The 22,669-nt window shown below is 38.8% G+C and carries 19 protein-coding genes and 4 pseudogenes; 8 read left to right on the top strand and 15 right to left on the bottom strand.

The window, feature by feature from the left end:
• Nucleotides 1-65 precede the first annotated feature (65 nt).
• The gene (locus tag JN080_RS22915) at nucleotides 66-404 is read right to left on the bottom strand and encodes a hypothetical protein (RefSeq protein WP_256238295.1); all 339 of its coding nucleotides are present in this window, start codon (nucleotides 402-404) and stop codon (nucleotides 66-68) included.
• Nucleotides 405-674: 270 nt separating this feature from the next.
• Here JN080_RS22915 and JN080_RS22910 point away from each other — a divergent pair, with 270 nt between their 5' ends.
• Nucleotides 675-944: a hypothetical protein gene (locus tag JN080_RS22910; RefSeq protein ID WP_256238294.1), complete on the top strand. Its 270-nt coding sequence runs from the start codon at nucleotides 675-677 to the stop codon at nucleotides 942-944.
• 492 nt (nucleotides 945-1,436) lie between these two features.
• Here JN080_RS22910 and JN080_RS22905 read toward each other — a convergent pair.
• The 6 genes and pseudogenes from JN080_RS22905 to JN080_RS22880 all read right to left on the bottom strand — a co-directional run.
• A pseudogene (locus tag JN080_RS22905) lies at nucleotides 1,437-1,802 on the bottom strand (FtsW/RodA/SpoVE family cell cycle protein); the annotation flags it as partial.
• A 330-nt stretch (nucleotides 1,803-2,132) separates the two neighbouring features.
• Entirely contained in the window at nucleotides 2,133-3,926 is a 1,794-nt protein-coding gene (gene ltrA, locus JN080_RS22900) for a group II intron reverse transcriptase/maturase (RefSeq protein WP_256238293.1), read from the bottom strand.
• Nucleotides 3,927-4,855: 929 nt separating this feature from the next.
• Nucleotides 4,856-5,077, bottom strand: a pseudogene (locus JN080_RS22895) (ammonium transporter); the annotation flags it as partial.
• Between the two features lie 718 nt (nucleotides 5,078-5,795).
• The gene (locus tag JN080_RS22890) at nucleotides 5,796-7,427 is read right to left on the bottom strand and encodes a GMC family oxidoreductase (RefSeq protein ID WP_256238292.1); all 1,632 of its coding nucleotides are present in this window, start codon (nucleotides 7,425-7,427) and stop codon (nucleotides 5,796-5,798) included.
• Complete coding sequence (locus JN080_RS22885; RefSeq protein ID WP_256238290.1) at nucleotides 7,420-8,025, bottom strand: gluconate 2-dehydrogenase subunit 3 family protein; 606 nt, start codon at nucleotides 8,023-8,025, stop codon at nucleotides 7,420-7,422. The genes JN080_RS22890 and JN080_RS22885 overlap by 8 nt, the downstream gene beginning before the upstream one ends.
• Nucleotides 8,026-8,029: 4 nt before the next feature.
• Nucleotides 8,030-8,422: a hypothetical protein gene (locus JN080_RS22880; protein ID WP_256238289.1), complete on the bottom strand. Its 393-nt coding sequence runs from the start codon at nucleotides 8,420-8,422 to the stop codon at nucleotides 8,030-8,032.
• A 129-nt stretch (nucleotides 8,423-8,551) separates the two neighbouring features.
• On the opposite strand from JN080_RS22880, the gene JN080_RS22875 reads away from it, so the two are divergent.
• Together JN080_RS22875 and JN080_RS22870 are read left to right on the top strand one after the other, a co-directional pair.
• Nucleotides 8,552-10,195, top strand: coding sequence for a thiamine pyrophosphate-binding protein (locus tag JN080_RS22875; protein WP_256238288.1), 1,644 nt, complete (start codon nucleotides 8,552-8,554; stop codon nucleotides 10,193-10,195).
• 17 nt (nucleotides 10,196-10,212) lie between these two features.
• A complete protein-coding gene (locus tag JN080_RS22870) occupies nucleotides 10,213-11,073 on the top strand; it encodes an SDR family oxidoreductase (RefSeq protein ID WP_256238287.1) in 861 nt (286 codons plus the stop codon).
• Here the strand turns inward: JN080_RS22870 and JN080_RS22865 are convergent, their stop codons facing one another.
• Nucleotides 11,074-11,850, bottom strand: a complete 777-nt coding sequence (locus JN080_RS22865; protein WP_256238286.1) for a DUF2935 domain-containing protein — start codon at nucleotides 11,848-11,850, stop codon at nucleotides 11,074-11,076.
• Between the two features lie 101 nt (nucleotides 11,851-11,951).
• Between JN080_RS22865 and JN080_RS22860 the strand changes: the two genes are divergently transcribed.
• A complete protein-coding gene (locus JN080_RS22860; protein WP_256238285.1) occupies nucleotides 11,952-12,902 on the top strand; it encodes a polysaccharide deacetylase family protein in 951 nt (316 codons plus the stop codon).
• A gap of 65 nt (nucleotides 12,903-12,967) precedes the next feature.
• The gene (locus JN080_RS22855; protein WP_256238284.1) at nucleotides 12,968-13,258 is read left to right on the top strand and encodes a hypothetical protein; all 291 of its coding nucleotides are present in this window, start codon (nucleotides 12,968-12,970) and stop codon (nucleotides 13,256-13,258) included.
• A 621-nt stretch (nucleotides 13,259-13,879) separates the two neighbouring features.
• Here the strand turns inward: JN080_RS22855 and JN080_RS22850 are convergent.
• Entirely contained in the window at nucleotides 13,880-14,854 is a 975-nt protein-coding gene (locus JN080_RS22850; protein WP_256238283.1) for a DUF3231 family protein, read from the bottom strand.
• 159 nt (nucleotides 14,855-15,013) lie between these two features.
• Here JN080_RS22850 and JN080_RS22845 point away from each other — a divergent pair, with 159 nt between their 5' ends.
• Together JN080_RS22845 and JN080_RS30175 are read left to right on the top strand one after the other, a co-directional pair.
• Nucleotides 15,014-15,460 (top strand): hypothetical protein, encoded by a 447-nt coding sequence (locus JN080_RS22845; protein ID WP_256238282.1) that lies wholly within the window; start codon nucleotides 15,014-15,016, stop codon nucleotides 15,458-15,460.
• A 271-nt stretch (nucleotides 15,461-15,731) separates the two neighbouring features.
• Nucleotides 15,732-16,100 carry a four-helix bundle copper-binding protein gene (locus JN080_RS30175; RefSeq protein ID WP_483861550.1) on the top strand — a complete coding sequence of 123 codons (369 nt, stop codon included), beginning with the start codon at nucleotides 15,732-15,734 and terminating at the stop codon, nucleotides 16,098-16,100.
• A gap of 201 nt (nucleotides 16,101-16,301) precedes the next feature.
• On the opposite strand, the pseudogene JN080_RS22840 reads toward JN080_RS30175, so the two are convergent.
• A pseudogene (locus tag JN080_RS22840) lies at nucleotides 16,302-16,448 on the bottom strand (recombinase family protein); the annotation flags it as partial.
• A gap of 643 nt (nucleotides 16,449-17,091) precedes the next feature.
• Here JN080_RS22840 and JN080_RS22835 point away from each other — a divergent pair.
• A complete protein-coding gene (locus JN080_RS22835) occupies nucleotides 17,092-17,343 on the top strand; it encodes a hypothetical protein (RefSeq protein WP_256238281.1) in 252 nt (83 codons plus the stop codon).
• Nucleotides 17,344-17,673: 330 nt separating this feature from the next.
• Here the strand turns inward: JN080_RS22835 and JN080_RS22830 are convergent, their stop codons facing one another.
• The 5 genes and pseudogenes from JN080_RS22830 to JN080_RS22810 form a co-directional block, all read right to left on the bottom strand.
• Complete coding sequence (locus JN080_RS22830) at nucleotides 17,674-18,045, bottom strand: hypothetical protein (RefSeq protein ID WP_256238280.1); 372 nt, start codon at nucleotides 18,043-18,045, stop codon at nucleotides 17,674-17,676.
• A gap of 140 nt (nucleotides 18,046-18,185) precedes the next feature.
• Nucleotides 18,186-18,422 carry a spore germination protein gene (locus JN080_RS22825; protein ID WP_256238279.1) on the bottom strand — a complete coding sequence of 79 codons (237 nt, stop codon included), beginning with the start codon at nucleotides 18,420-18,422 and terminating at the stop codon, nucleotides 18,186-18,188.
• Between the two features lie 516 nt (nucleotides 18,423-18,938).
• Nucleotides 18,939-21,263 carry a xanthine dehydrogenase family protein molybdopterin-binding subunit gene (locus JN080_RS22820; protein ID WP_256238278.1) on the bottom strand — a complete coding sequence of 775 codons (2,325 nt, stop codon included), beginning with the start codon at nucleotides 21,261-21,263 and terminating at the stop codon, nucleotides 18,939-18,941.
• Nucleotides 21,264-21,501: 238 nt separating this feature from the next.
• Nucleotides 21,502-21,957, bottom strand: a pseudogene (locus tag JN080_RS22815) (ASCH domain-containing protein).
• A gap of 147 nt (nucleotides 21,958-22,104) precedes the next feature.
• The gene (locus JN080_RS22810; protein WP_256238277.1) at nucleotides 22,105-22,548 is read right to left on the bottom strand and encodes a carboxymuconolactone decarboxylase family protein; all 444 of its coding nucleotides are present in this window, start codon (nucleotides 22,546-22,548) and stop codon (nucleotides 22,105-22,107) included.
• Between the last annotated feature and the right edge of the window lie 121 nt (nucleotides 22,549-22,669).

The following is a 22,669-nucleotide window of genomic DNA, read 5'->3' as shown; positions in this document are numbered from 1 at the left end:
TTTTATTGAAAATCAAAAGATCGTATCAGCTACTTATAAAAGGGACTATAAAAATAGGATTTTATTTATCTAAAAATCTTATCCTCATGATCAGCAAGGATACATTGTTCAATTACGAACCCATATTTTTCCTCCAAATAAGGTAAAATACGATTATGTATTTCACCCACAGCCAATGCATAACGAGTATGATTTTTTACAAAATCAACATAAGCTACATCCTTAATTGAAAACATCCACATAGGTCCATGCCCTATTACATTAACCTGTAAAAAGTGCACATGAATTGGCCTAGTAAAGTACTGATGATTCACATAAACTAAATGAAATTCCCTATCTTCCATAGAATCTCCACTGTTTTTTGCTACCTCTAATAGTTGGACACCATTTACTAATTGCTTCACTAGAATCACTCCTTTGTTATTGATAACCAAAGAGTAATTCAAAAACAAAAAAAGGTGAAATCACCAAAATTCAATTTTAAGGCCTATTTTTGGTTTAAAAAGTGGTTTTTGGCCTCAAAAATGATTTTTTGTAGCCAAATTTGCTTATAAAAATCATTTTTAAACAATTTTAATAAAATTTTTACTGGTCAAGACTCTTCTGGTTCTCAATTAAAGTATGCTATGGTTAAAGATAGCGATGAAAAATTTAAAAAATGATGGAGCAAGTAAATGAACATTAACATCCAAATATTCTATACAAGCGATTTAGATTCAAAAACCCAGCAAAGTGCTTCTTTTCCAGTCAATACTTATCAATTTAAACGTGATCCACACAAAGAAGCTGCAAGAGTCACATTCGAATGGTGGAAGCTTATTAAAAAGAATATGTCCTATCGTGTGATATTGGAAGAAGTGATTTATAATGGTGAGCATGACATCACTGAGTTGGTAAAGCAGCTGGATGATACACCTATACAGGATATTGATTTGCCCTTCTAATGAAGCACTTTAGATCACTTTTTTATTCAAAGTAACAAGGTTTTCACTTGCACAAAGGTTGACACATAAGTTACATAAAGATATTTAAGTATTAAAAGCTCGCGCATTGGCGAGCTAATTTTATTTGTAAGAACAATAAAAAATGGATTGCAGTCCATTTTTGTTCAATTCTTGCGCCCGATTTTGGAAGATCCTAATATAAAGTAATCAATACTTCACCACTATTTCTTATTGTGCTCCCTTTACTTTAAGTGCATTTCCTCACAATCTTGTACATGGAGTTAACATTTTAGGGATTTTGTTTATTTTTATTCATAATTACATAGGCATTCAATATTGGCTCCTAAATAAACTACATCCCTAGTAATTTCTTTACTCCTCGTTAGGCTGCAATTGCTTTGTTTCTTTTGTCGGGTAGGAGGGCAACATCTGATTCACCATCCCCCCTAAGAAGCGTACAGCATTATAAAAAGGGGACAAAAAATGTCCCCTCTATTTTGTAAATTGATATACATTTTTCTTATTAACTTTAATATTTTTAACGTTTTGTTCCTGTTTGTTTTTATACTTCTTTTCGTAATTAACAACCATTGAAACATTGACCAAAATTCCTACAGCAATTGCTAATTGAATCAGAGATGATCCTCCATAACTGACAAATGGTAGAGGAACACCGGTAAGTGGGATGAGTACAGAGATACCGGCAAGATTAACAAAAGCCTGAATACCAATCATACTTGAAATACCGATGGCTAGTAAACTTCCAAATGGGTCCTTGCATTGCAACGCAATATAAATCCCTCTTAACACAATAAACGCTAATATAATAATAACAAAGCCAACGCCCCAGCAACCAACTAATTGAATTCAAGCATCCGTTTGTTTGTTACTTTTCATTTGTTTTGTCGTATTTTTGTCATCAAAAATGACGCATAAAAGGAGCACAAACATTATGTAGGAATTTTGTATACTAAGAAGATTTTCAAACTAAAAAGCCGATTCCTCCAATTTTTAAGGAATCGGCTGATTTGTTTTATTCCACAATCGTCAGCAATAGGTAAGCGTTTGATACAATCTCCGGCTTTTCCCCTGCTCCACACGGAACGTGCAAGTTTCCCCGCATTCCGCGCTCCATCTAACGATATTTACTTAATTATAAGTTCCATGTTACTCGTATAATTGGGTTTATTAGATTAATTCCATTCCGCATTTTTCACGGTATTTGTTAATCTTTTGAACCGTTGGCATGGTAATGCCAAGTTTATTTATGAGTTTATCAATCGTCTGTTTGTCTGTTTGATGGATTAATTTATGTACCTCTTTGTGGAGAATACGCAAATTATTAAATTTATCATTTCCACCAAGATGTTTCGGGATATAATGATGGCAATGAACATTACTAGCAGAAAGAAAGGTACCAGTGATTTCACACTTCCCCATTTTCATACTGTACCGACTTATCCGATTATCCATATATTCGACACTCCGTGTCAGAATGGTTGATTTCATCAGAATGGAAACTTCAAGTTTAATATCCATTTGAAGCTGTTTGTGTATACATTCTCTCCCAGATACCGAAAAAGGAGTCAAGCTTTGGGTGAAATTCATGGTGTTCCTCGTTTTTACATTGGCAAGAGGAAATAGATATACATTAGCTATTTTAAATGTTTTGAAACCCAAACTATAAAATTTCTTGTAAGTTGGTGGTGGGTTTGAGGGATGTTCATATTTCCCGACAGATTTAAGACGGTTGTACATAAAGGCTCGCAAATCGTAGGCTAAACGTGAGAACTCAATATTGACATGCGTTGCTCGATTGAAATAGTTATGGATTCCTAAAACAAAACTATTAAAGAGTAGTGCATTTTGTGCAGTTGGTGAAGCCTTCAGTTTTAGAATATGCTTTTTAGCCTCTGCATTGATTTTCTTCTTCTTGTTTGTTTTTATACCTGTATGCGCTACTCTTTTATTTCCTTTTTTATTCGCACGAATAGTGAACCCAAGAAATTCAGATTCATGTTTTCGTAGATTTATAATCTTAGATTTTTCCGGTGAAATATCTAATTTCAGACGTTCTTTTAGATATTGCCTTACGGCATGAAACCACTTTTGAGCAGTTTTCCAATCTCGACAGAGAATTTTAAAATCATCTGCATAGCGTACCAAGTAACCCTCTTTGAGGTTGGTCCGTTTCTTAGCAAGAAGTTCACCTACCCTAGATTTAAAGGGTTTATTCAAGGGGAAGAATTCCCATTGGTTGGCTACCCACTGGTCTAAGTCATTGAGTACGAGGTTTGAAAGTAACGGAGACAGCAGACCGCCCTGAGGTGCTCCTTTAGTTGGTATGCCTTCTCCATCAATTTCAGCCCTTAGCATTTTAGCAATACACGCTAACACCTTTTTATCTTGGATGCCCAAATTCCATAGTTGCTTGATAAGCAATGTATGGTTAATATTATCAAAGAATCCTTTAACATCAATATCAACGACATAATGAAGTGAAGCCTGATTAATAAGTGATTGAACTCTTGCCATTGCATGATGAGTAGACCGAAGAGGTCTAAATCCATAACTATGGTTATAGAATTGTGCTTCTACTATGGGTTCTAGTACTTGTTTAAAACTTTGTTGTATAATTCGGTCAAGGATACAAGGAATCCCAAGAGGTCTCAATTTTCCATTATCTTTCTCAATAAGTTTCCGTCTGACTTTCTTCGGGCGATAGTTTTTTAGTTTGTTTTGAATCTCCGTTACTAATTCCTTATTTGATAGTTTTTCAATGTCATTGATGGTTTTGCCATCAGTTCCCGGTGTCCTTGACCCCTTGTTAGACTTTATTGTTCGATAGGCTAACAGGATATTTTCCCTGGATGTGATAATGTCATATAAGTAAATAAATGATTCCTGTTTACTAGCTCTATCGTATAAATCCGTAAAGGTTTCCGTCATGCCGTAGTAATCCCAATATCTTAGAGTTTGCACTGTGGCATCCCTCCTCTTCGAGGTGATGTTCCCACGTTCATACCCGATCGGTGCAATACACTTTTGGAAAATAATTGTTCAATTTCGCTAGACTTGGGGCTGTTCCTCCACTCCCATTACAGGAGATTCATCAGTCATGCCCCTACCCTCACAAGGATGAATGCATTTCAGCCTATGCTTTATAGCAACCGTTTCGGATGACAGTCCTTGTTTCAACGTTCCCTGCTTTCCAAGTCCCTTACAACGTAGCTATTCGTTCTAAACGTAGGTGCTTCCTGTAAGCCTGTGAGCTGGATACCGCCATTGTTCGGTATAGCGTATTTCAGAGGGCGCATTTTTACTCAACACCACTCACCCCATCGTGAGATGGGACATAAGTTTCCCTATGTTCAATCTTTAGACCCTTACTTTCGGAAGTTTGTCAGTTCCTATAGGTTGGAACAATTCTCACCATATTTAGTTTTTCAGCCGTGCGGCATATCCGTTGGCATACCTTTTCTTAAAGAATGGCTTCAGCCTTCGTTCTGCCGAATCCACCTGTACTTCAGACCTCATGACCTGTCAGTCATAACGCATGCAGGAGTATTGACGGGATGGTTTCAGGAAACATGGTTCCGTCATTCCCATCCTTCATTGTAAAGTTAGGACTACTTTTAGATAACCCCCTGTATTTCATGTAACAAAACACTTATAACAGAACTTGTCGAACGGCGCCCGATTGTGGAAGATCGAAGTTTTGTAAAGTTGCAAAAGAAGCAGGAAATCATTAACTAATAGATTTCCTGCTTCCGTTATTTATGGCTATCTGTGATACGCACTCTTCGTTTGAGATGGTACGGTTCACCATAATTAAGCCGAAATACCACTAAAGACAAGCCATGCCTAAAACAATGAAGAGGATCATTGATTGGCTCTCCTGTTTTCTTTATCGACGTACCGCCTGCAGCAGCTGCTAATGCCGTATTTAATGCGATGGAAGATAGATTGCTGTCGAAGGCAGTCAGTGTGCTGCCTGCCTTAAAACCAAACCAGCCAAACCATAGAATAAAAGCACCGGCCGAAGCTAGAGGAATACTACTTGGGGCAAAGACATTTGGGCTGCCATCAGACTTAAATCTCCCTTTCCGTGCTCCCAATACAGCTGCAATAGAAAAGGCTGTCCAGATGGGGATTTCCAGAAAGCTCATGACGTTATTCACTATGAATGGGGAATGTATTACCCGTCGGTTTGGGCATTTTCCATGTGGCAAGCTTACAACAAAGCCAAAACGATTAATGCACAGAATAAAGAAAACAACATAAAGAGGTTGAGTTAACAGGATTCTTCTTCTGATCGAATTTTGGAATGAATATAGGAGTTTATTGACATATTCCTTTTGTCTATGATGCATTCATGTATTTAAACTTCTTAAAAAGTCCCATCCTTTGTGGTTTACTTTGTGGGTTTATTTTCGGATGGATAGGATATAGGATTGAGAAGATGAATAAAATAGCCTTTTATATATAAGCTTAGGTCATCCATCAGACACGGAAACATGGTTTCATTTGCACTAACCCCCTTGATGATAGATTTGGGCAATGATTTGTCCTAGCTTGATTGACATGTAGCGATACCCCTAAAAGGGCTTTTAACCCTCCCTTATCCTCTGTTGCAAACATCACCGTGTTTTGGTGTTGATGTTGACAAATAAGGTTACGAATTCATGGCCGCGTCTACTTGATGTCTTGGAAAAAGCGACATGTAACTTTCCCTCCAATAAATTCATAGATGAATTCAAACCAAACTACGTCCCAACAATAATTCAAAGTCTTGGCAAATCTTTATATAGTAATGGTAGTAATAGTTGCTATCAACGGTCAGCTAATATATTAGATGTCCTGTTTCTTCATATTTTCTTTGATATAGTCAGCTGAAAGGGCGGCAAGTGCCATAACAGTATTAGTTGGGTTACCACCCCCAGAAGTAACAAAAAGGCTGGCACTGCTAATAAATAGGTTAGGAATATCATGGGTCTGACCAAACGAGTTTGTTACCGATGTTTCAGGTTTTTTTCCCATACGGCATCCGCCCATAAGGTGGGCCGTATCATCTGTCACAAATTCCGGGGTACCCCCCGCAGCACGGATAATGTCCTTCATCTTAGATACAGCATGTGCAATTAATCGATTATCATTGTCCCCATATGAAAAAGAGACATTTGGGATGGGCATACCGTATTCGTCCTTTTCCTCGGAAAGCGTAACACAGTTTGATGGATTGGGAAGTACTTCGCCAACAAGTGTGATTCGTCCGTAAAAATTGTAATCTAGCATCGTTTTCCGTAATGACGTTCCCCAAAGTTTGCCTGATTTTGAAATCCCCTTAGCCATTTCAACCGGTCGCGAACCATGTGCATGTAAAGTATAACCTCGTGCAAATCCACGATTCTTATCAGTTTCGTAAAACTCTTGCGTTGTTGCCAAAACAGGAGTACCCTTGTAAAGCCGGATTTCCTCCGGAAATTTACCATATACATCATTACTACTATGAACCGTAATCGCTTTTCCAACCCATCCGCTGGAGTTAGCTAATCCGTCTGGAAATTGTGCGTTGGCTGAATTCAGTAATAACCTTGGTGTTTCAACGACAAAATTAGATAGGATTACGATACGTGCTCTTTGTTCGTACGTTTGCCCATCATGAACAAAGGTCACACCGGTTACGAGTCCTTCTTTATTGACCAATACCTGCGTTACCATACTATCTGAAATCACTTCGGCCCCATGTTGAATTGCTTTAGGAATATGATGTATCAGTGTACTGAACTTTGCATTTGGCATGCACCCCTGGTTACAAAATCCGCGGTTAATACAAGGCGGCCGACCGTCAAAAGGCGCAGAATTAATAGCAAGTGGCGATACTACACTGCGGATTCCCAACTTCTCACATCCCATCCGGAACATTTCCGCGTTTGCACTAATCGGCTCACGTTCCGGATAAGGATAAGGGCCATGAAATGAACCCCATGGAAAATGTTTCGGTCCAGACACAGCTATATCTTTTTCGACCTTATTGTAATAGGGTTCAAGGTCTTGATAGGTGATTGGCCAATCTTCCCCAACACCATCTTCCGTTTTTGTACGAAAATCACTTTCATGAAAACGTAAAAATACCCCGGTAAAATGAGTTGTTCCCCCGCCCACCCCCCTGCCGGAATTATTATGCCCCATTTGTAACGGGTTTGCGCCGCTGACAATTCGTGTATCCTGCCAACCAAGACGTGTCATTGATAATTCATCACTGGCAAAATCAGTTTGCGGGTTCCAAAATGGTCCTGCCTCAATGATGACGATTTTTAGCCCCGCTTTGCTTAATTCGTAAGCTAGAACTCCACCTGCAGCGCCTGCTCCAACAATACAAACATCTGCATCCTCTTTATATTTTCGCTTGTCAAGGTGATCATAACGATATCCATTGTAATGGTTGACGTTATGCTTAACAGGGTCCTGGCCATTAGCCATCTCTTTTCGCCTCCCACGGGTCAGTAAGGCCCAATTCTGTACGAACATATCCTCTTGGATAAGCAGGACCGGCATAGCCGATTTCCGACCAAATTGCAGGATGGGAATAATAAGCAGCCGTTGCCTCGCTTGAAACTTTTTGAATAAAATCTTTAACAGGAATATTAATCTTTCCGGATTGTAAGGTAAAGTTTCCCTGCATCAAATTACTGACAATCTCCTTTTTCGTTTCCATTTGTAAAACATCAAATGAACTTCCATAGACTTGTGTACAGGCCTTGTCAAGCAAACCAAGCCCGTCGCGTAATAAGATAGATTGTTTCGGGACGCTGACCTTTCGTTGGGATTCCCCAATACTTGCAGTTAAAGTTGAATCAAAGTGATGAACGACGAAAGAAATAATCGACTCACGTACATCATCAAGTAAAACTGCGCATAACTGGAATAATGTATTTGATTCCTGCTTGGTCAAATATTGAAAGGGGAAAAATGATTGCGTCTCCGTCCGTTTACTTACAATTTTTCGTGTATGTGAATCCCACTGTTTTTCTTCGTCCATTACATTAAAATTTGGATAATGAATCTGATCCTTTGACATATAATCACCCCCAATGCAATGCGATTAGCCCCAGTAAGCTTACGGCACTGACCATGGCCGGCAGTGTAAGAGGTGGTCCAATCATGAAATTTCGTAATTTATAGCCATCCACACGCTGTCCGACTCCCCGGATATGCATAAATGACCCAAATAAGCCCGCGATTATACCAATAGCTAACAACACGGTTAAAAGGCTTAGTAGCCAGCCGGCATTATAAAATGTGAACAGAACTAAACAAAGGCCAAAGATTGGTGTACCTAGAACGGGAATCCACATCGACCAATGACGGAAGTTTTGACGGTAATGAAATAAGGTGACTTGTACAAAAATTACAAGAAATAGTAAACCCATCGCGAGAATAAAAACACGAGCCAACGACCAATCATTCCAACCCAAAACAATCACCATCCATTTTTGATATATACAATTCTATTATTCGTAAAATTCACAGTCGCTATTCAGGGATAATTGGAGAATATATTTTTCATACTATAAAAATAGAATATTTGAAAGGGGAGTTGGTGATTGTCTACAACAGAAAACTCTATACGCAAGCGGCCCGTCTCCCGAACTGCAGCAGAGGCAATCCTTGAACAACTTGACTTATACGGTGTCAAACGAATTTATGGGGTTATTGGTGATGCCATCTTTGGTCTTATGGATGCGATTGCAAAGCAAACAAAGATTCAATTTATTGCGGTAAAGCACGAGTCTGTCGCTGCAATGATGGCCTCTGCTGAAGCAAAATGTACGGGGGCACTCGGGGTTTGCGCCGCGCAGATGGGTCCGGGCCTAGCTAATTTAATTAATGGACTTGGTGATGCTTATTTAGATGGGGTTCCCGTATTAGCCATCACTGGGCAAGCTCCATTAAAGAAAATCGGCACTTCCTATAAACAGTATATAAACCAACAAGAATTAGTACAGGCAATTACAAAGTACAGTCAAATAGTTGTACATCCCGATGCAGTTATTGACTCCTTGACAAAAGCGATACATACATCCCTTACGATGGACACGGTATCCCAACTTTCAATACCGGCTGATGTTTTTACTATGCAAACAATTGTACCATCCAACGAACCAATCACACTTACGGAAATGATCCCAAGTATGGAACGACTCCAACAAGCTCAGCAATTCATGCGTTCCGCTAAGTGTCCGATGATATTGGTTGGAAACAGTGTAAGACCTATGGATTCCAAAATCCAACTATTGGCAGAGCGCTGGGGCAGCGGCATTGTGACCGGGTATGGTGCAATAGGAATCATACCGGACCATAATCCATTTAACTTAGGTGGATTAGGCGAAGGCGGTAATCCTTTACTAACCAATTTGTTTAGGCAAGCCGATGTTGTTTTGTCAATTGGAGCATCGTGGTGGCCGGAGGGACATACCCCCACAAATGCCCGCATCATTACAGTTCAAGATAAACAGATGGAGCTGGGAAACGGAATGCCGATGGATTGCGGGATTGTCGGAAATATAGCGGAGATTATTTCGCAGCTAATTAGCGGATTAGAATCCCATGATATGAATCAAAATTGGATTGGTCAAATTCGTCTATGTAAACAAACATGGTCAATTCAAAATGAAAGAGAAGGAAATGAATCGGGTTACCCACTGCATCCTTCTAGCATCGTTAGAGCTATCGAAAGGTGTACCTCACCAAATACGATCATCACATTGGACGAAGGGGACTCTACACTTTGGTTTATGAGAAATTTTCGGGCACAATGTGAATATGTTCTTCTTTCTAGCCATTGGCGAACAATGGGGTTTGGCCTACCGGCTGCTTTAACCGCCAAATTATGTATGCCAAATAAACATGTCGTTTGTATTACAGGGGACGGCGGGCTCGCGATGGTATTGGCCGATTTGCTTACCGCTGTACGATATCAACTGCAAATCACTGTCATTGTCTTGAATAATGGCACGCTGCAAATGGAGCAGAACAAAATGGTGTTAAAGGGACTTATTCCGGAGGGAACTGAATTAACAAACCCCGATTATATCAAGCTTGCGGAAGCATGTGGATGGGATGCTTACAAGATTCAATCTAAAGATGAATTAGAAAAACGGCTAAAAACTAGACAAGTAAGTCAAAAGCCCGTTTTATTAGATGTTCCAACTGCCCAAGTTGAATATCCAAACTACCAAAACTCTTGAAAGGGGAAATAAAATTAATGGAAACCATGCCGACACCTTTTCCACCACAACATCAAAGCCAGCAGCCAGGCATTGAATCACTAATGAATCCTAGACCCGCCTATGATAACCCTAATTATAAGGGCAGTGGAAAACTAAAAGATAAGATTGCGATCATTACTGGGGGGGACAGTGGACAAGGACGGGCGATTGCCGTCGCCTTTGCTAAAGAAAGTGCTGACGTTGCCATTGTTTATCTTAATGAGCACAATGACGCGGAGGAAACAAAGCAGGTGGTAGAACAGAAGGGACGCCGCTGTCTTCTAATTTCAGGGGATATCGGAAACGAAGCCTTTTGTAAACAAGTAGTGGAACAAACGGTTAATGAATTCGGTAAATTGGATATTCTTGTTAACAACGCGGCAGAACAACATGTCCAAATGGATCTGGAATACATCACAGCTGAACAAATGGAAAAAACATTTCGCACTAACTTTTATTCCATCTTTTATTTAACGAAGGCTGCGCTGCCACATATGAAACGAGGAAGTACTATTATTAACGCTGCATCCTTGACAGCCTACGAAGGAAACGAACAGTTAATCGACTATTCGGCAACGAAGGGTGCCATTGTCGCTTTCACACGTTCTCTTTCCAAGTCGCTTCATGTTAAGGGAATTCGCGTAAATGGTGTATGCCCAGGCAATATTTGGACACCGTTGATCCCGGCTTCATTTCCCGCCGACCAAGTGGCAAACTGGGGAGCGAAGACACCGATGAAACGGGCGGGCCACCCCCAGGAAGTTGCGCCTGCGTACGTATTTTTAGCGTCAGAGGATTCCTCTTATATGTCTGGGCAATTTTTGCATGTAAATGGGGGAATCGTCATTAACGGGTAGTTATGTTATAATTCCATCCTCCAAATTTCTCCAGAGATGATGAGCCTCTCTGGCAATATGTTCTAATAAATCTGGTGGCGAAGTTGTAACGGCTGCACATTGTTTGATTAAATCATCTAATTCTAATTTAAATGCTTCAAGATCCTTGGCTTCCTTAATAATCGTTTTATTAAATTGCTTTAAAATCGGCAACATCTCATTGCGCGGTTTTCGGATCATTGTTCTAAGTGCAGTTGCCTGCATAAATAGCCGCTCAAACTTTTGCATCATCATTGTTACCTTGAAGTTCAAATCATAATTGGATACATCCAAATAATGACGTATATAGCCTAGATGATCAGCCATTTGTCTTAACCAAAATATACTTTCATGTATCGATGCATCCGCTTGTGTATATTGTCCACCGCCACTCAGTAATAGTTTAAAGATCTTCTGGGACTCTTCTGCTTCTCTTACCATATGGTCGAGAAGCGACGTCGGCGTTGAAATAATAACCTCACAATGCAAAGCTTTGTCCATCGTATGGGCGACAATACCATGATATTCATGCACAGCTTGTTGTGCTTCATGAATCAAAGATCCGATATCGTCTGCTTTCGACTCTATCTTTTTTAGAACGGCCCCCATACGTTGGGTTGACTGTTGGTTTGCACGTGCTAATTCCAGTTCATGGTGACTTATTTCCCTGTCGAAAAATCGACTGTGATCATAACTATTCCGGACCCAAAAGTCCATTATTCCATAAATATCCCTATTGTAGTTGTCTGTATAACCCATTATTTCACCCCGTTCCCTGTTGTCGCCATTCACAGCATATGTTGGGTGTCCGTCTCTTATTCCACAAAGACAAATTATTAAAGTTTCATGGAGGGTTTTTAATGTGGATAAAAAATAAACTATTTTTTATATCAATGATCAGTATGTTAGTAATGACACTAGGAATCTTCATGAATCCATATCACTCTATCGCTATAGGGACCGACACATCTTCCTCAAAGGTAAACAATGATAAACTTTACAATAAATTTCAAGCTTACAGAAACGAGCATAAAATCGAACCGATTGATGCACGCGTCGATAAAATATGGAAGGCGATACCCGGATATAACGGGTTAGATGTAGATGTGAAGGCAAGTTATGAAAAAGTGAAGGAGAGCGGTGATTTTTCTAAAAAAAAGGTCGTCTTTAAGGAAATATCGCCAAACGTACATTTGGAGGATTTGGACTCCGAGCCTATCTACAGAGGCAATCCGCAAAAACCAATGGTAGCTTTATTAATTAATGTTGCTTGGGGTAATGAGTACATCCCGACAATCCTTAAGATTCTAAATGACTTCGGGGTTAAGGCAACATTCTTTTTTGATGGCAGTTGGGTTAAAAAAAATCCTGATTTAGCACAGGAGATTATGGATGCCGGTCATGAAATTGGCAACCATGCTTATAGTCATCCGAATCTCCAACAGCGTTCTGAGGCTGAAACCATGGTAGAGTTGAAAAAGACGAATGATGTCATTAAGGCAACCCTTGGTATAACACCAAAGTGGTTTGCGCCGCCAAGCGGAAGTTTCAATCAAGTAACCGTTCAAGTTGCAGAGAAACTTAACATGAAAACTATTTTATGGACAGTTGATACGGTTGATTGGAGAAAACCCCAAACGGAAGAAATGGTGAAGCGTATTGTAAAAAATGTAGATAATGGGTCAATGGTTCTTATGCATCCAACAAAGCCAGTAGCAGAAGGACTAGACGCTATGATAACTGGTATCAAGGCAAAGGGGTACCAACTTGGTACCGTGAGTGATCTTATGAGTGAAAAACGCGTTAATTAATCGGTTAGCTAGAAGGCAAAATACGGATATCGGAAAACTGTTCAAATAAAGGTGGGACTATTTATATGAGCGAAAAAACCTTAAGCGAACAAGAGTGGGTTTACAATTATCTAAAAAGTAGGAAAAGCCCTGTACCTCTAGTTATGGGAACAAGGGGTACCTGGGGCATAAGTGGTAAGAGGGCCATTATTTTAGTTGCTTTTACAATACCGGATATAATGGTCTTTAGGGAAATGCATAACGTTGTAAAAAATCCAATTAGAAAAGTGAAATATAAGGATATCGTTTATTTTGCTGTAAACATAGTGGACAAAAAGCAAGTCGAGTACCTTATTGACTTCTGGAAGGAAAACTAAGACAAACCATATTTTTGAAAAGGCTATCGGCAGTCGCTATGCTCAAAAATAGAGTATATTTTCCAACCCTCATTTGTCTTTTCCAAGATTATTTCACCATAAAAGGTTGTTTTCTTATTACTATCATCTGTATGTAATAATTTATAATTTACAAATGACAAATATGTTTTTACTGCAGCGACTTTAATTTCTAGCAAATCTACATGGCCAAAGTTCTTCATATTTGCTTTATGAAGTCTTTATCTCCATATCTAACTTTAATAAAATAATCGCTTAAAGTTTGAATGTAACCTTCAGCATACTTTTCATTTATTGCAGTAATCATTGATTCAACAACCGAAAGTATCCCTATCTCTTCAGATTTATTAAACCCTATTAACAATAAACCGCAGCTAAAAACTAAAATAAATAGCAGTTTCGTGTTTATTTTATACACTCCCAACCGATTGGGAACCTCACAAAATGGCTTTGTGAATTTACCTAAGTTTTCAAGATGACAAAGGATAGCTTTTTAGATGCTTTTATTTAAAAACTACTAGGAAAGGCGCATTCCATAATAAGGTTTCTGTTAGTTTTTCCGCATTACTATTCCCCTTTAGGACTTTACGTTATCAATTTCTATCAACTGCCTGGAGGTTCCTCCATCCAACCATGTTGCATTAGAATCGTTCCCCCATCTTTAGCAAAATCAAACGTACTCGTCATAATACTGCCCATTTTTAAAAGCAAATCGCTTCGAAAACTAAAAGCTGCCCCAACCGAGTTACTTCCGAGACCAAACATCGATAATAAATTGGTGTTATACATCATAAGTTTGTCAGAAAAGGGCGGAATGGTCGAATTAGTAATCATACCTCCCCAGGTAACAGGAGCAGGTATATCGCTTTCTAATAAAAGGTTACTCATTATCGATATTATTTCTTTTGCCAGTTCTTTTCCTCGTTTAAAATAATTTTTCACATCTGGTTCTTTGGCTACTTGTTCAAAGCCCTCCATCAATTGCATCCCCGTAATATTCACTTCCAAGGATTGGTATACCAAACCGATTTCAACCGTATTGAGCGCCCGCTTTTTACGAAATGGATTTAAGCCACTCGTATAGCTTGTATTTTCGATGAATTCTACTTCTTTAGGCATAGGAACGATAGGGGGACGCGTTAAAACTCCTTTATCTAACAGATGTTGTGTTGTTAAGGAATAAACACGTTGGGTATCCGTCGTGAAGTCCATATACAAATCACGAATGTCCGGTCTATATGACATTCCTGAATGTAAGGAATAAAGACCTGTTAAAACTTTACTCATCATTCGAACATACATAAGTACATAATTATCGTCAAATAATTGCGGTGCATTTTTATTTACATCACTTTCGATAAAAGCGGTGGGAATAACAGCTCCAGCATTCTTGAAAATCGTTTTAACTTTTTCTTCATTTTTGCTTTCAATTGTGTAAACATTTTGCAAAATATCTGTAGACTCTTTCTCATTAGACCTTTCAATAAAATACTCCAAGGCCCTAAGCATCATTGATTTTTCTCGATAGGCCTGCCATAAGTTCCCTAACTCCGAAGCACTTAAAGCTATGTCATTCATATTAGCCCTCCCGCTAGTACAGTAATAGTTTGATTATTCCACGATTCCGTTCTTTTATTACTACCACCGTTTCTTTTTTAAAGAATGTCAAGAAATTATAAAAAATGTAAAAACTAATTTTACGTTCAATATTAAATAAAAAGAGAAAGGATATAGGTAATGAGGGCAATTGAAAGGTTACTTTGGAGCATTGCACTTCCTGGATTTGGTCAATTTTTAAATGGAAAGTTTGTTAAGGGACTTACTTTTGTCTTTTTAGAGTTTTTAGTAAATGTTCAAGCGAATTTTAATGAAATCATTATTTTAAGTTTCCATGGAAACATTCAAGCAGCGATACGACAAACGAATTACCAGTGGCTTATGTTCTATCCATGCCTGTACTTTTTTGCAATGTGGGATGCTTATCGAGATGCTGGGGGTGGTAAAAAAGCTTATTCGTATGTTCCATTCGTAATGATGGCTTATTTTGTAACAGTTGGCTTGATCTATTCTTCGAGTTTACAAATATTCGGGATTTTATTCGGTCCTGTTTGGCTACCAATGATCTTTGTTATACCAGGTTTAATTGTAGGACTTTCCATTCAGAAAGTAGTTTCACAAATTTAAGCTCCCTTATGGAAAACAGCCATGTAACCCTTGTATAGAATTAAAACTCCACCTCGACCCAAACGCCGATAATGTATGTCTTATTATCTTGAATCTTCCTGTAGTTTTTCTTGCGCCTTGCTTTATTTAATTTAAGAGTCCTTACAATACCCAATTTAGTCTATGTCGATAACAGGACATCCATATAGACGAATACTTTATCAGGTAAAGAAAAAATAAAGGAGATCTGATAGTGCAACCTCAAATGATGGTGCCGACAAGGACGATTTGAATGCTTCAAGAGTGTGCAAGCATATGTTTTAAAACATGCGATATGTTACTAAGCAAACACGATGTGCATTCAAGAAAGCAGCAAATTAAATTATTAGCCGATTGTGGAACTATTTGTGAAATATGCGCAAAGTTCATAGTTGGAAATAGCAGTCTCATGAAGTCAATTTGTGAGTATTGTGCCTATGTTTGCGAAGTCCGCGGAAATGAATGCCTTAAACACTTAGATCAGGAATCCCAAATATGCGGACAAAAGTGTTTGACCTGCGCCAAAGAATGTCGTGGTATGGCAATGCAACTTAGCCAATATACAAAATATCGGTATACTCCTCCTTTTTATAGTACAGTACATGACCTGCAGTGGTATTGAATAAGGAAAAATGTAAAAGGCTGGTTACTGACTAAACCTAGAATAAGTATAAAGTCACTTTAGGGGTAGATTCACATGCTCCGCCCATTTTCTTATGACAATTCCGTTCTAAGGCGTTGACTAAATTTAATATGTAAACGTTCTGCTGAATTGGTAACATGTTAAAGGACGTCCCCTTTGTGGAAACGTCCTTTAACATGTTGTTGGTGTATCCTCGACAAGTCCCATATTCAGAACGTGAACCTTTATTCCTTTTTCAAATAGGCTTTTAATGGTGTTGATTCCGTCTGTTGTTATCCAGGCGAAACGATCTAATTTTGTAACAATCATGGTGTCACCCTGTTTTAATTCTTAAAGAGGCTTTTTAAACTCCGGTCCGTTTATGAGAGGGTAAACCACTGGATTCACTGATTGCTACTAAAGAAAGGATTAACTGAAGCAATTCAAAGAGGAATCGCGTATTTATTTACTAGATTCTATCGAAAAAGTTGATTGGATCACTAACTATCCGAAGGGGAAAGCATTGACAGGCAATTTCTACGTCATTATCATAGCTACCGTTATACTTTCCCACTGTTAGCATTGTCCCATTATCAGCAAAGGTTTCTATAATCATGCAAATTAGGAACAATAACCTCAGTCAGGCTTTTTTGTTTTTTCCACTTATTCAACCAAAAGCGGGTAGGCGAGGCTTTCCCATTTCTTCCATATGTAACGATTCCTTTCTTTTGTTTAATAAGTTTTTAAACTGATTCCAACATTACTATCCATAAATGTAATCATCCTCAGCAATCAGCCGAATGCATAACGAACGACGCATTTTCAACAGTATAGTGATATAAAAATTCTCGCCACATTCAATGTCAAATGACCAATAAATCTAACTCCAAATTATTTTTATAAATTACTTTTCAACTATATATTTAATATAAGTAAAGAAATTGCTTGTACCTCATATTATAAAATATACCTTTTGAAAGAGGTGTGTGAATTGACCCTTACAATTACAACTGGACCATATCCTGGACATTATGGGGCAGCTATTGCACATTATAATTACTACTATATCCATAGCCACTATCTCCAATACTATCATCCAAATAACAATCATAAACACAATTATATGACGGGACATATTCAGCAACCAATTCCAACGTGGAGCCCGCCAAATGTGATTCTTCCCCAATTAGGTTCCTATTTGATTCAAAACAAACTTTCGTTTCTTCTCAGTAGCATCCGGTAACGCTTTATTCACATGGCAGGAATAAATTCCTTCTGCTATTGTCACATATCTATAATAGACCTCAATTTAAAAGAAGGTCAAAAACCTTGGCTTCAAAAAACACTCTGCCCATTTAAACACGTTAACGCCCTTGTAGTTTGTAAAGATATCTTTTACCTAATTCCCATGTATTTCTAGGTATCTCTTTATACTCTGGTAAAATTAGCTGCATTTTTACGGTAGTTAACGAGGTAAATCCCCCGTTAATATGGGTAATACCTATGTCACGTTGTTTAATGGACTTCCAGTACAATACTGGGCTTTGAGTATCCAAATATTGTGCATAGTAATTCATACTTTTGCTTTAAATCCAAAAGAAAAGTCACCTTTTATTTGTATTAACGATGTCTTTATATTCTCCGGAAGTATGTTTGGTATCTCAAGTTTTGCAAAATCCTTGGAGCTTTCTGCGAATGTTTGTTTTGTTAATAAAACAATATAATATAAACCTTCCTTATCCATTTTTTTATCAATTTTCCCATCCAATTTATTCAATTGTTCCATACTAGCTGTAACCATCTTGTTGACTTTTTCTTCAAAATTTAAAAATGCTTGCTGCTTTGAATTGTATTTGACTTCAGCCGAGGGAACGTTAGGATAAACGGAAAAAGAAAAAACGAACAATAACAAGATGATTAAGTACTTATGTATCCAACGAAGCATTATGACGTAACTCCTTTCCTGTTAAAATTAATGCTTATCTTTCCTGCACTCGATAAATTTAACTGGTTATAAATTTTACGTTGCCATAAAGGCTATAAGGTTGCCATGGAGGCAACCCTATTGGTATAAAATAACCCGTTTTATTTATAAATTGTTTTAAGCACAGAAATTACGTTTATATTATTTCCTACTTCAGGCTGATCAATTAAATTTGATTCAAAAACATCGTACCACATACCATTATTTGCTACGGCGATTTCTCCGGTTGTAAATCCCCCAGAGCCACTATATGTTTTGGTAAACAAGCTATTTTCTAGGTGAGCAATCCCATTTCCGGTGATGTTGACTATTTGTAATACACGAACAATTGCTGGCATGTAACCTCTCCTCCAAATTTCCCCTTTTTCGTCTATACTATATTCCCCTATCATCCAAAGGACTGGGCACTCTTCCTATTAAGGATATGCTTAACACAAGATAATGATTTTGTGCTTTTTTTTAGTGAACATACCAATATGAATTAATACATAATTACCAGGTCTAATTAGTGTCGACCCAAGGATTTTGGCGACCAAAATAAAGTTATATTCAAAGCCCATTTTTTACCACGGGCGGTAAAAATAACGTCAATCATTACTATAATGATAAGGATTGCTCCAAACCAGGTCAGTACACCAGCCGAAAAAAGGAGATCACTAATAAATTCAAAAAGTCTGATAAAATTGACCACGTTTTCCTACCAGTCTTGATTCCAATCGTACCTAACCATTTACCGAACTGGGTTTGACAAGGTTACCGAACCTCCCAAATAATTTTTGAGCCCCGTGCACTACAAACGTAAGAAACTTATACCCTCTTACTTACCTTATATAAAATATACACAGTCAAACGGATCACGGCCGTATCTTCTCCTTTGCCTTCCAGATTAGTTCTGGAGTAAGAGGTAATTTATGCAGTGATACCCCTGCGGCAAGCGACAGGGCATTCCCAAGTGCCCCGGGCATTCCCAGTACTCCATGCTCGCCAAGGCCACGTGCACCATATGGCCCATCAAGCTGTGGGGTTTCAACAAAGGCAATCAAGTATTCGGGATTTTCCCCGTAATGTAGTGGGCGGTATGTCCGAAGCTGCGGGTTTAAAACCCGACCTAACTCGTCAAAATAAAAAGTTTCCCTGCCTGCAAAGGAGAGACCCATGCTCATAGCGCCCATAACTTGGCCCCGGGCAGCTTTTTCGTTCATTACTTTTCCTACATCGACAACACACGCTGCTTTTACCAATCGATAGGAAAAATCCCTTTGGTCGAATTCTACCTCCACCCCATATGCTGCAACAGTCCACTCCGGGCCTGGCTTCCCTTCACCCGTCTCAGGGTCAATGTGGGTTAAATGGCGTAAAATATAATTTCCCCTACCGATGATTTGGCCACCAACAGAGTTGCCATTTGGATATTGATAGCCAAAACAAATGTCTTTAAAATCCAGCCCAATAGAAGGATCGTCCCGTAAAAAAACCCGGCTGTCTGCCACTTCGAGATCTTCTATTGGTGCTCTTAGTACGCATGCTGCAATCTCCTTAAGCTGCCGAATGATGTCATCTGCTGCTTTCAAAACGGCCCTTCCTCCCATAAATGTTCCCCTGCTTGCAACGGTTTTCCAATGTTCAGGCGTGGTTTGGGTATCGACTTCCATACGAACATGGATTTTGTCTACATCCATTTTAAGCCGCTCTGCAAGAATTTGCGCCAGAACCGTTTTGGTCCCCGTCCCGATTTCAACCACACCTGCCATTAAATTTATACTTCCATCACGATTAAAGGTCAAAATGGCCCCGGAAGGTGCATTCGGGTCAATGGTGGATGATTTCCAGCTACAACTAATCCCTTTTACCCGAACTATACGCTCGTTAATCCTTTTGACTGGCTTCCCATCCCAATTAAATATTTCTTTTAATCTTTCAATGCACTTTTGTAAGTTTCCAACATTACTTTTATTTAATCGAACCCTTGTCGGGGTAGTATTTCCGGGCATAATTGAATTGATATAGCGGAGTTCAAGAGGGTCCATTCCTATCTTTTTTGCCAGTAAATCCATTGTTCTTTCAATCGCAAAAGAAATCTCTGGGTGACTAAAGCCTCTGAATGGTGCAGCATAGGGATGGTTCGTATACATACAATACGAATCACACCAAACATTTTCAACATTATAAGGCCCCGTGCAATCCACCGCACCCGATCTCGAAACATCGATTGCTTTGTCGGAATAGGCACCTCCATCCCACCAGTATCCGATTTCCATCACTTTAATTTTTCCGTTGTGATCCGCCCCAAATTTCACTTTTGCATCCAATCCAATGTGACCTGGAGAAGTAATGATATCCTGTTCCCGATCATTCCAAACCTTTACTGGCTTGCCGCCGACTGCTTTTGACGCCAAATAAGCAAACAATTCAAGCTGTGTTGAAGCCTTTCCCCCAAAGGCACCACCCACAAGAGGGGTATGGACAACCACTTTCCCTTCATCTTCCCCAAAATAATCGGCAATCAGCCTTTTAACCATAAACGGGGCCTGCGAAGAGGTGATAATGTTTATGATCCCATCAGGTAAAATTTCCGCAATTGCGCATCTTGTTTCCATTGCTACATGGTCTGATGGGGCGAAGGAATAACTTGCTTCAACTGTTATTTCACTTTCGGCCCAGCCTTTATTCATATTTCCTTTGCGAATTTTATAGTGGGTCGCAATATTGGTTCCGGGAACTGGATAGGAAACATCATCTTTTTTATATTCACCTAAATGCTCATGAATAAGTGGGGCGCCTTTTTGAAAAGCCTGGGTTGGTGAATTGACTACCGGTAGAAGTTCATATTGGACATTTATTTGATTCGCAGCACTTTTTGCTTGTGCGGGGGTCTCGGCAACGACAAGTGCAATGGGCTCACCGTGATAGCGGACCCTTTCATATGCGACTGGCGGACGATCCCGAACTGACTCACCAATTAGGGGAAGATGTGCTCCCCCTTTGACAATCGCTTTAACTCCAGGCATTTTTTCCGCCACCGTTGTATCAATGGAAACAATCCGTGCATGCCCGTAGGGACTAATTACCAGTTTACATGAAAGCATTCCAGCTAGATTATAATCGTTCGTATATCTTGCCCTTCCAGTTACTTTATCTAGCGCTTCTTTACGAATAATGCTTTTTCCAATAATCTTCAAAAATTCCCCTCCCGCCTGTTGTCTAGCTCCCTTCTGAGGAATAGTTTCAGAAAAGATCCTTTACCCATTTATATTCATAATGATTTGAATGCTAGAAGCCTTTTTCTGTAAAAGTATTTCCCTCCTAATACCTTTGTTTTTTCTTAAGCTATCCTTCCATTTTGTTGCGGAAATAAACAGTCGGCTATGGCAGCCCGGATGTTCACGTAATAAGTTCTATTGCTTAAAGATGGGGCTTTTACCCGTTTTTCACATCAATCACTTTAAAGCGTTCACAAACAAGGAGCATATCCTCCGTAAACCCATGTCCGATTGAATTTGACTCATTTCTAAAGAATTTTTCGTGAGCTTCCCACCAATATTGATAAGTCCTATCCCCTTCACCTTCTGCAACAGCAAAATCTTCAGTAACTTCATTCATTGGAGTTAACGTAACCTCCAGCGTCTTAATGATAGCTAAGGGTTTGTTAACGCTGCTTAAAATAATGCTGTAATCCTCTGTTGTTGGAAGAGGTTCCTTCTCCAATTCATAAAATATATATCCAGAACATGTTGCAGTTTTAATGCCATCTATCACCAATTGTGCAAGGTAATCAGGGTCAGCCCCAAATTGCCATGCACTAGCAGACTAAGGTTGATATTGATCCTGTTCATTCCAATATTCTTTCCAGTACACCTGAACATCCTGATTCATAATTATTACCTCCATGCATAGCTTTACATTTAAAACATATCTCACCCCATGACCTTAATCACATTAATGGACCTTAACATAAAAAAGGGCATAATTCTTTAAGAATTGTGCCCTAATGCTGAATATTCAAAATGCAATTTAGAATAATTATTTTTCAGTTGCTATATTTCCCATTGCAATAGAAATTCTATTCCAACTGTTAATTTGATTAATTATCAGAACGAGGTCAACATACTGTTTTTCATCATAATGTTCACGCACTCGTTGATAAAGCTCATCTGGAACACGTTTTGTTGGGATTAATGTCACGTACTCTGCCAACTCTAAAGCTACTTTTTCTGCTTCTGTGTAGAATTCACACTCTTGCCAGGCACTAACACAGTATATTCTTTGTTCTGTTTCACCCATTTTTCGTGCATCTGTTGTATGCATATTCAAACAATATGCACAGCCGTTAATTTGAGAAACACGAATTTTAATAAGCTCACGAAGTTTTCGTTCGATTACCGTCGTTTTTGTGTATTTTTCCATATCCATCATAATTTTCATACCATCAGCTGCAATTTCATAGTAGTGAACTCTTTGACTCATAAAGCAAGACTCCTTTGATTAGTATAAGAGTATTATACTCTTACAAGAACGTTTGTACTACCTTTTTACTTTGTAAAAAAGATCAGTTATCAATGCATTTTTATTCTGTAATGGCGGTCTT

The organism is Bacillus sp. EB600 (assembly GCF_024494385.1).
Taxonomy (GTDB): domain Bacteria; phylum Bacillota; class Bacilli; order Bacillales; family Cytobacillaceae; genus JAEVLT01.
Note: the sequence above shows the minus strand (reverse complement) of the source record. Positions and strands in the feature narration are given on the sequence as shown.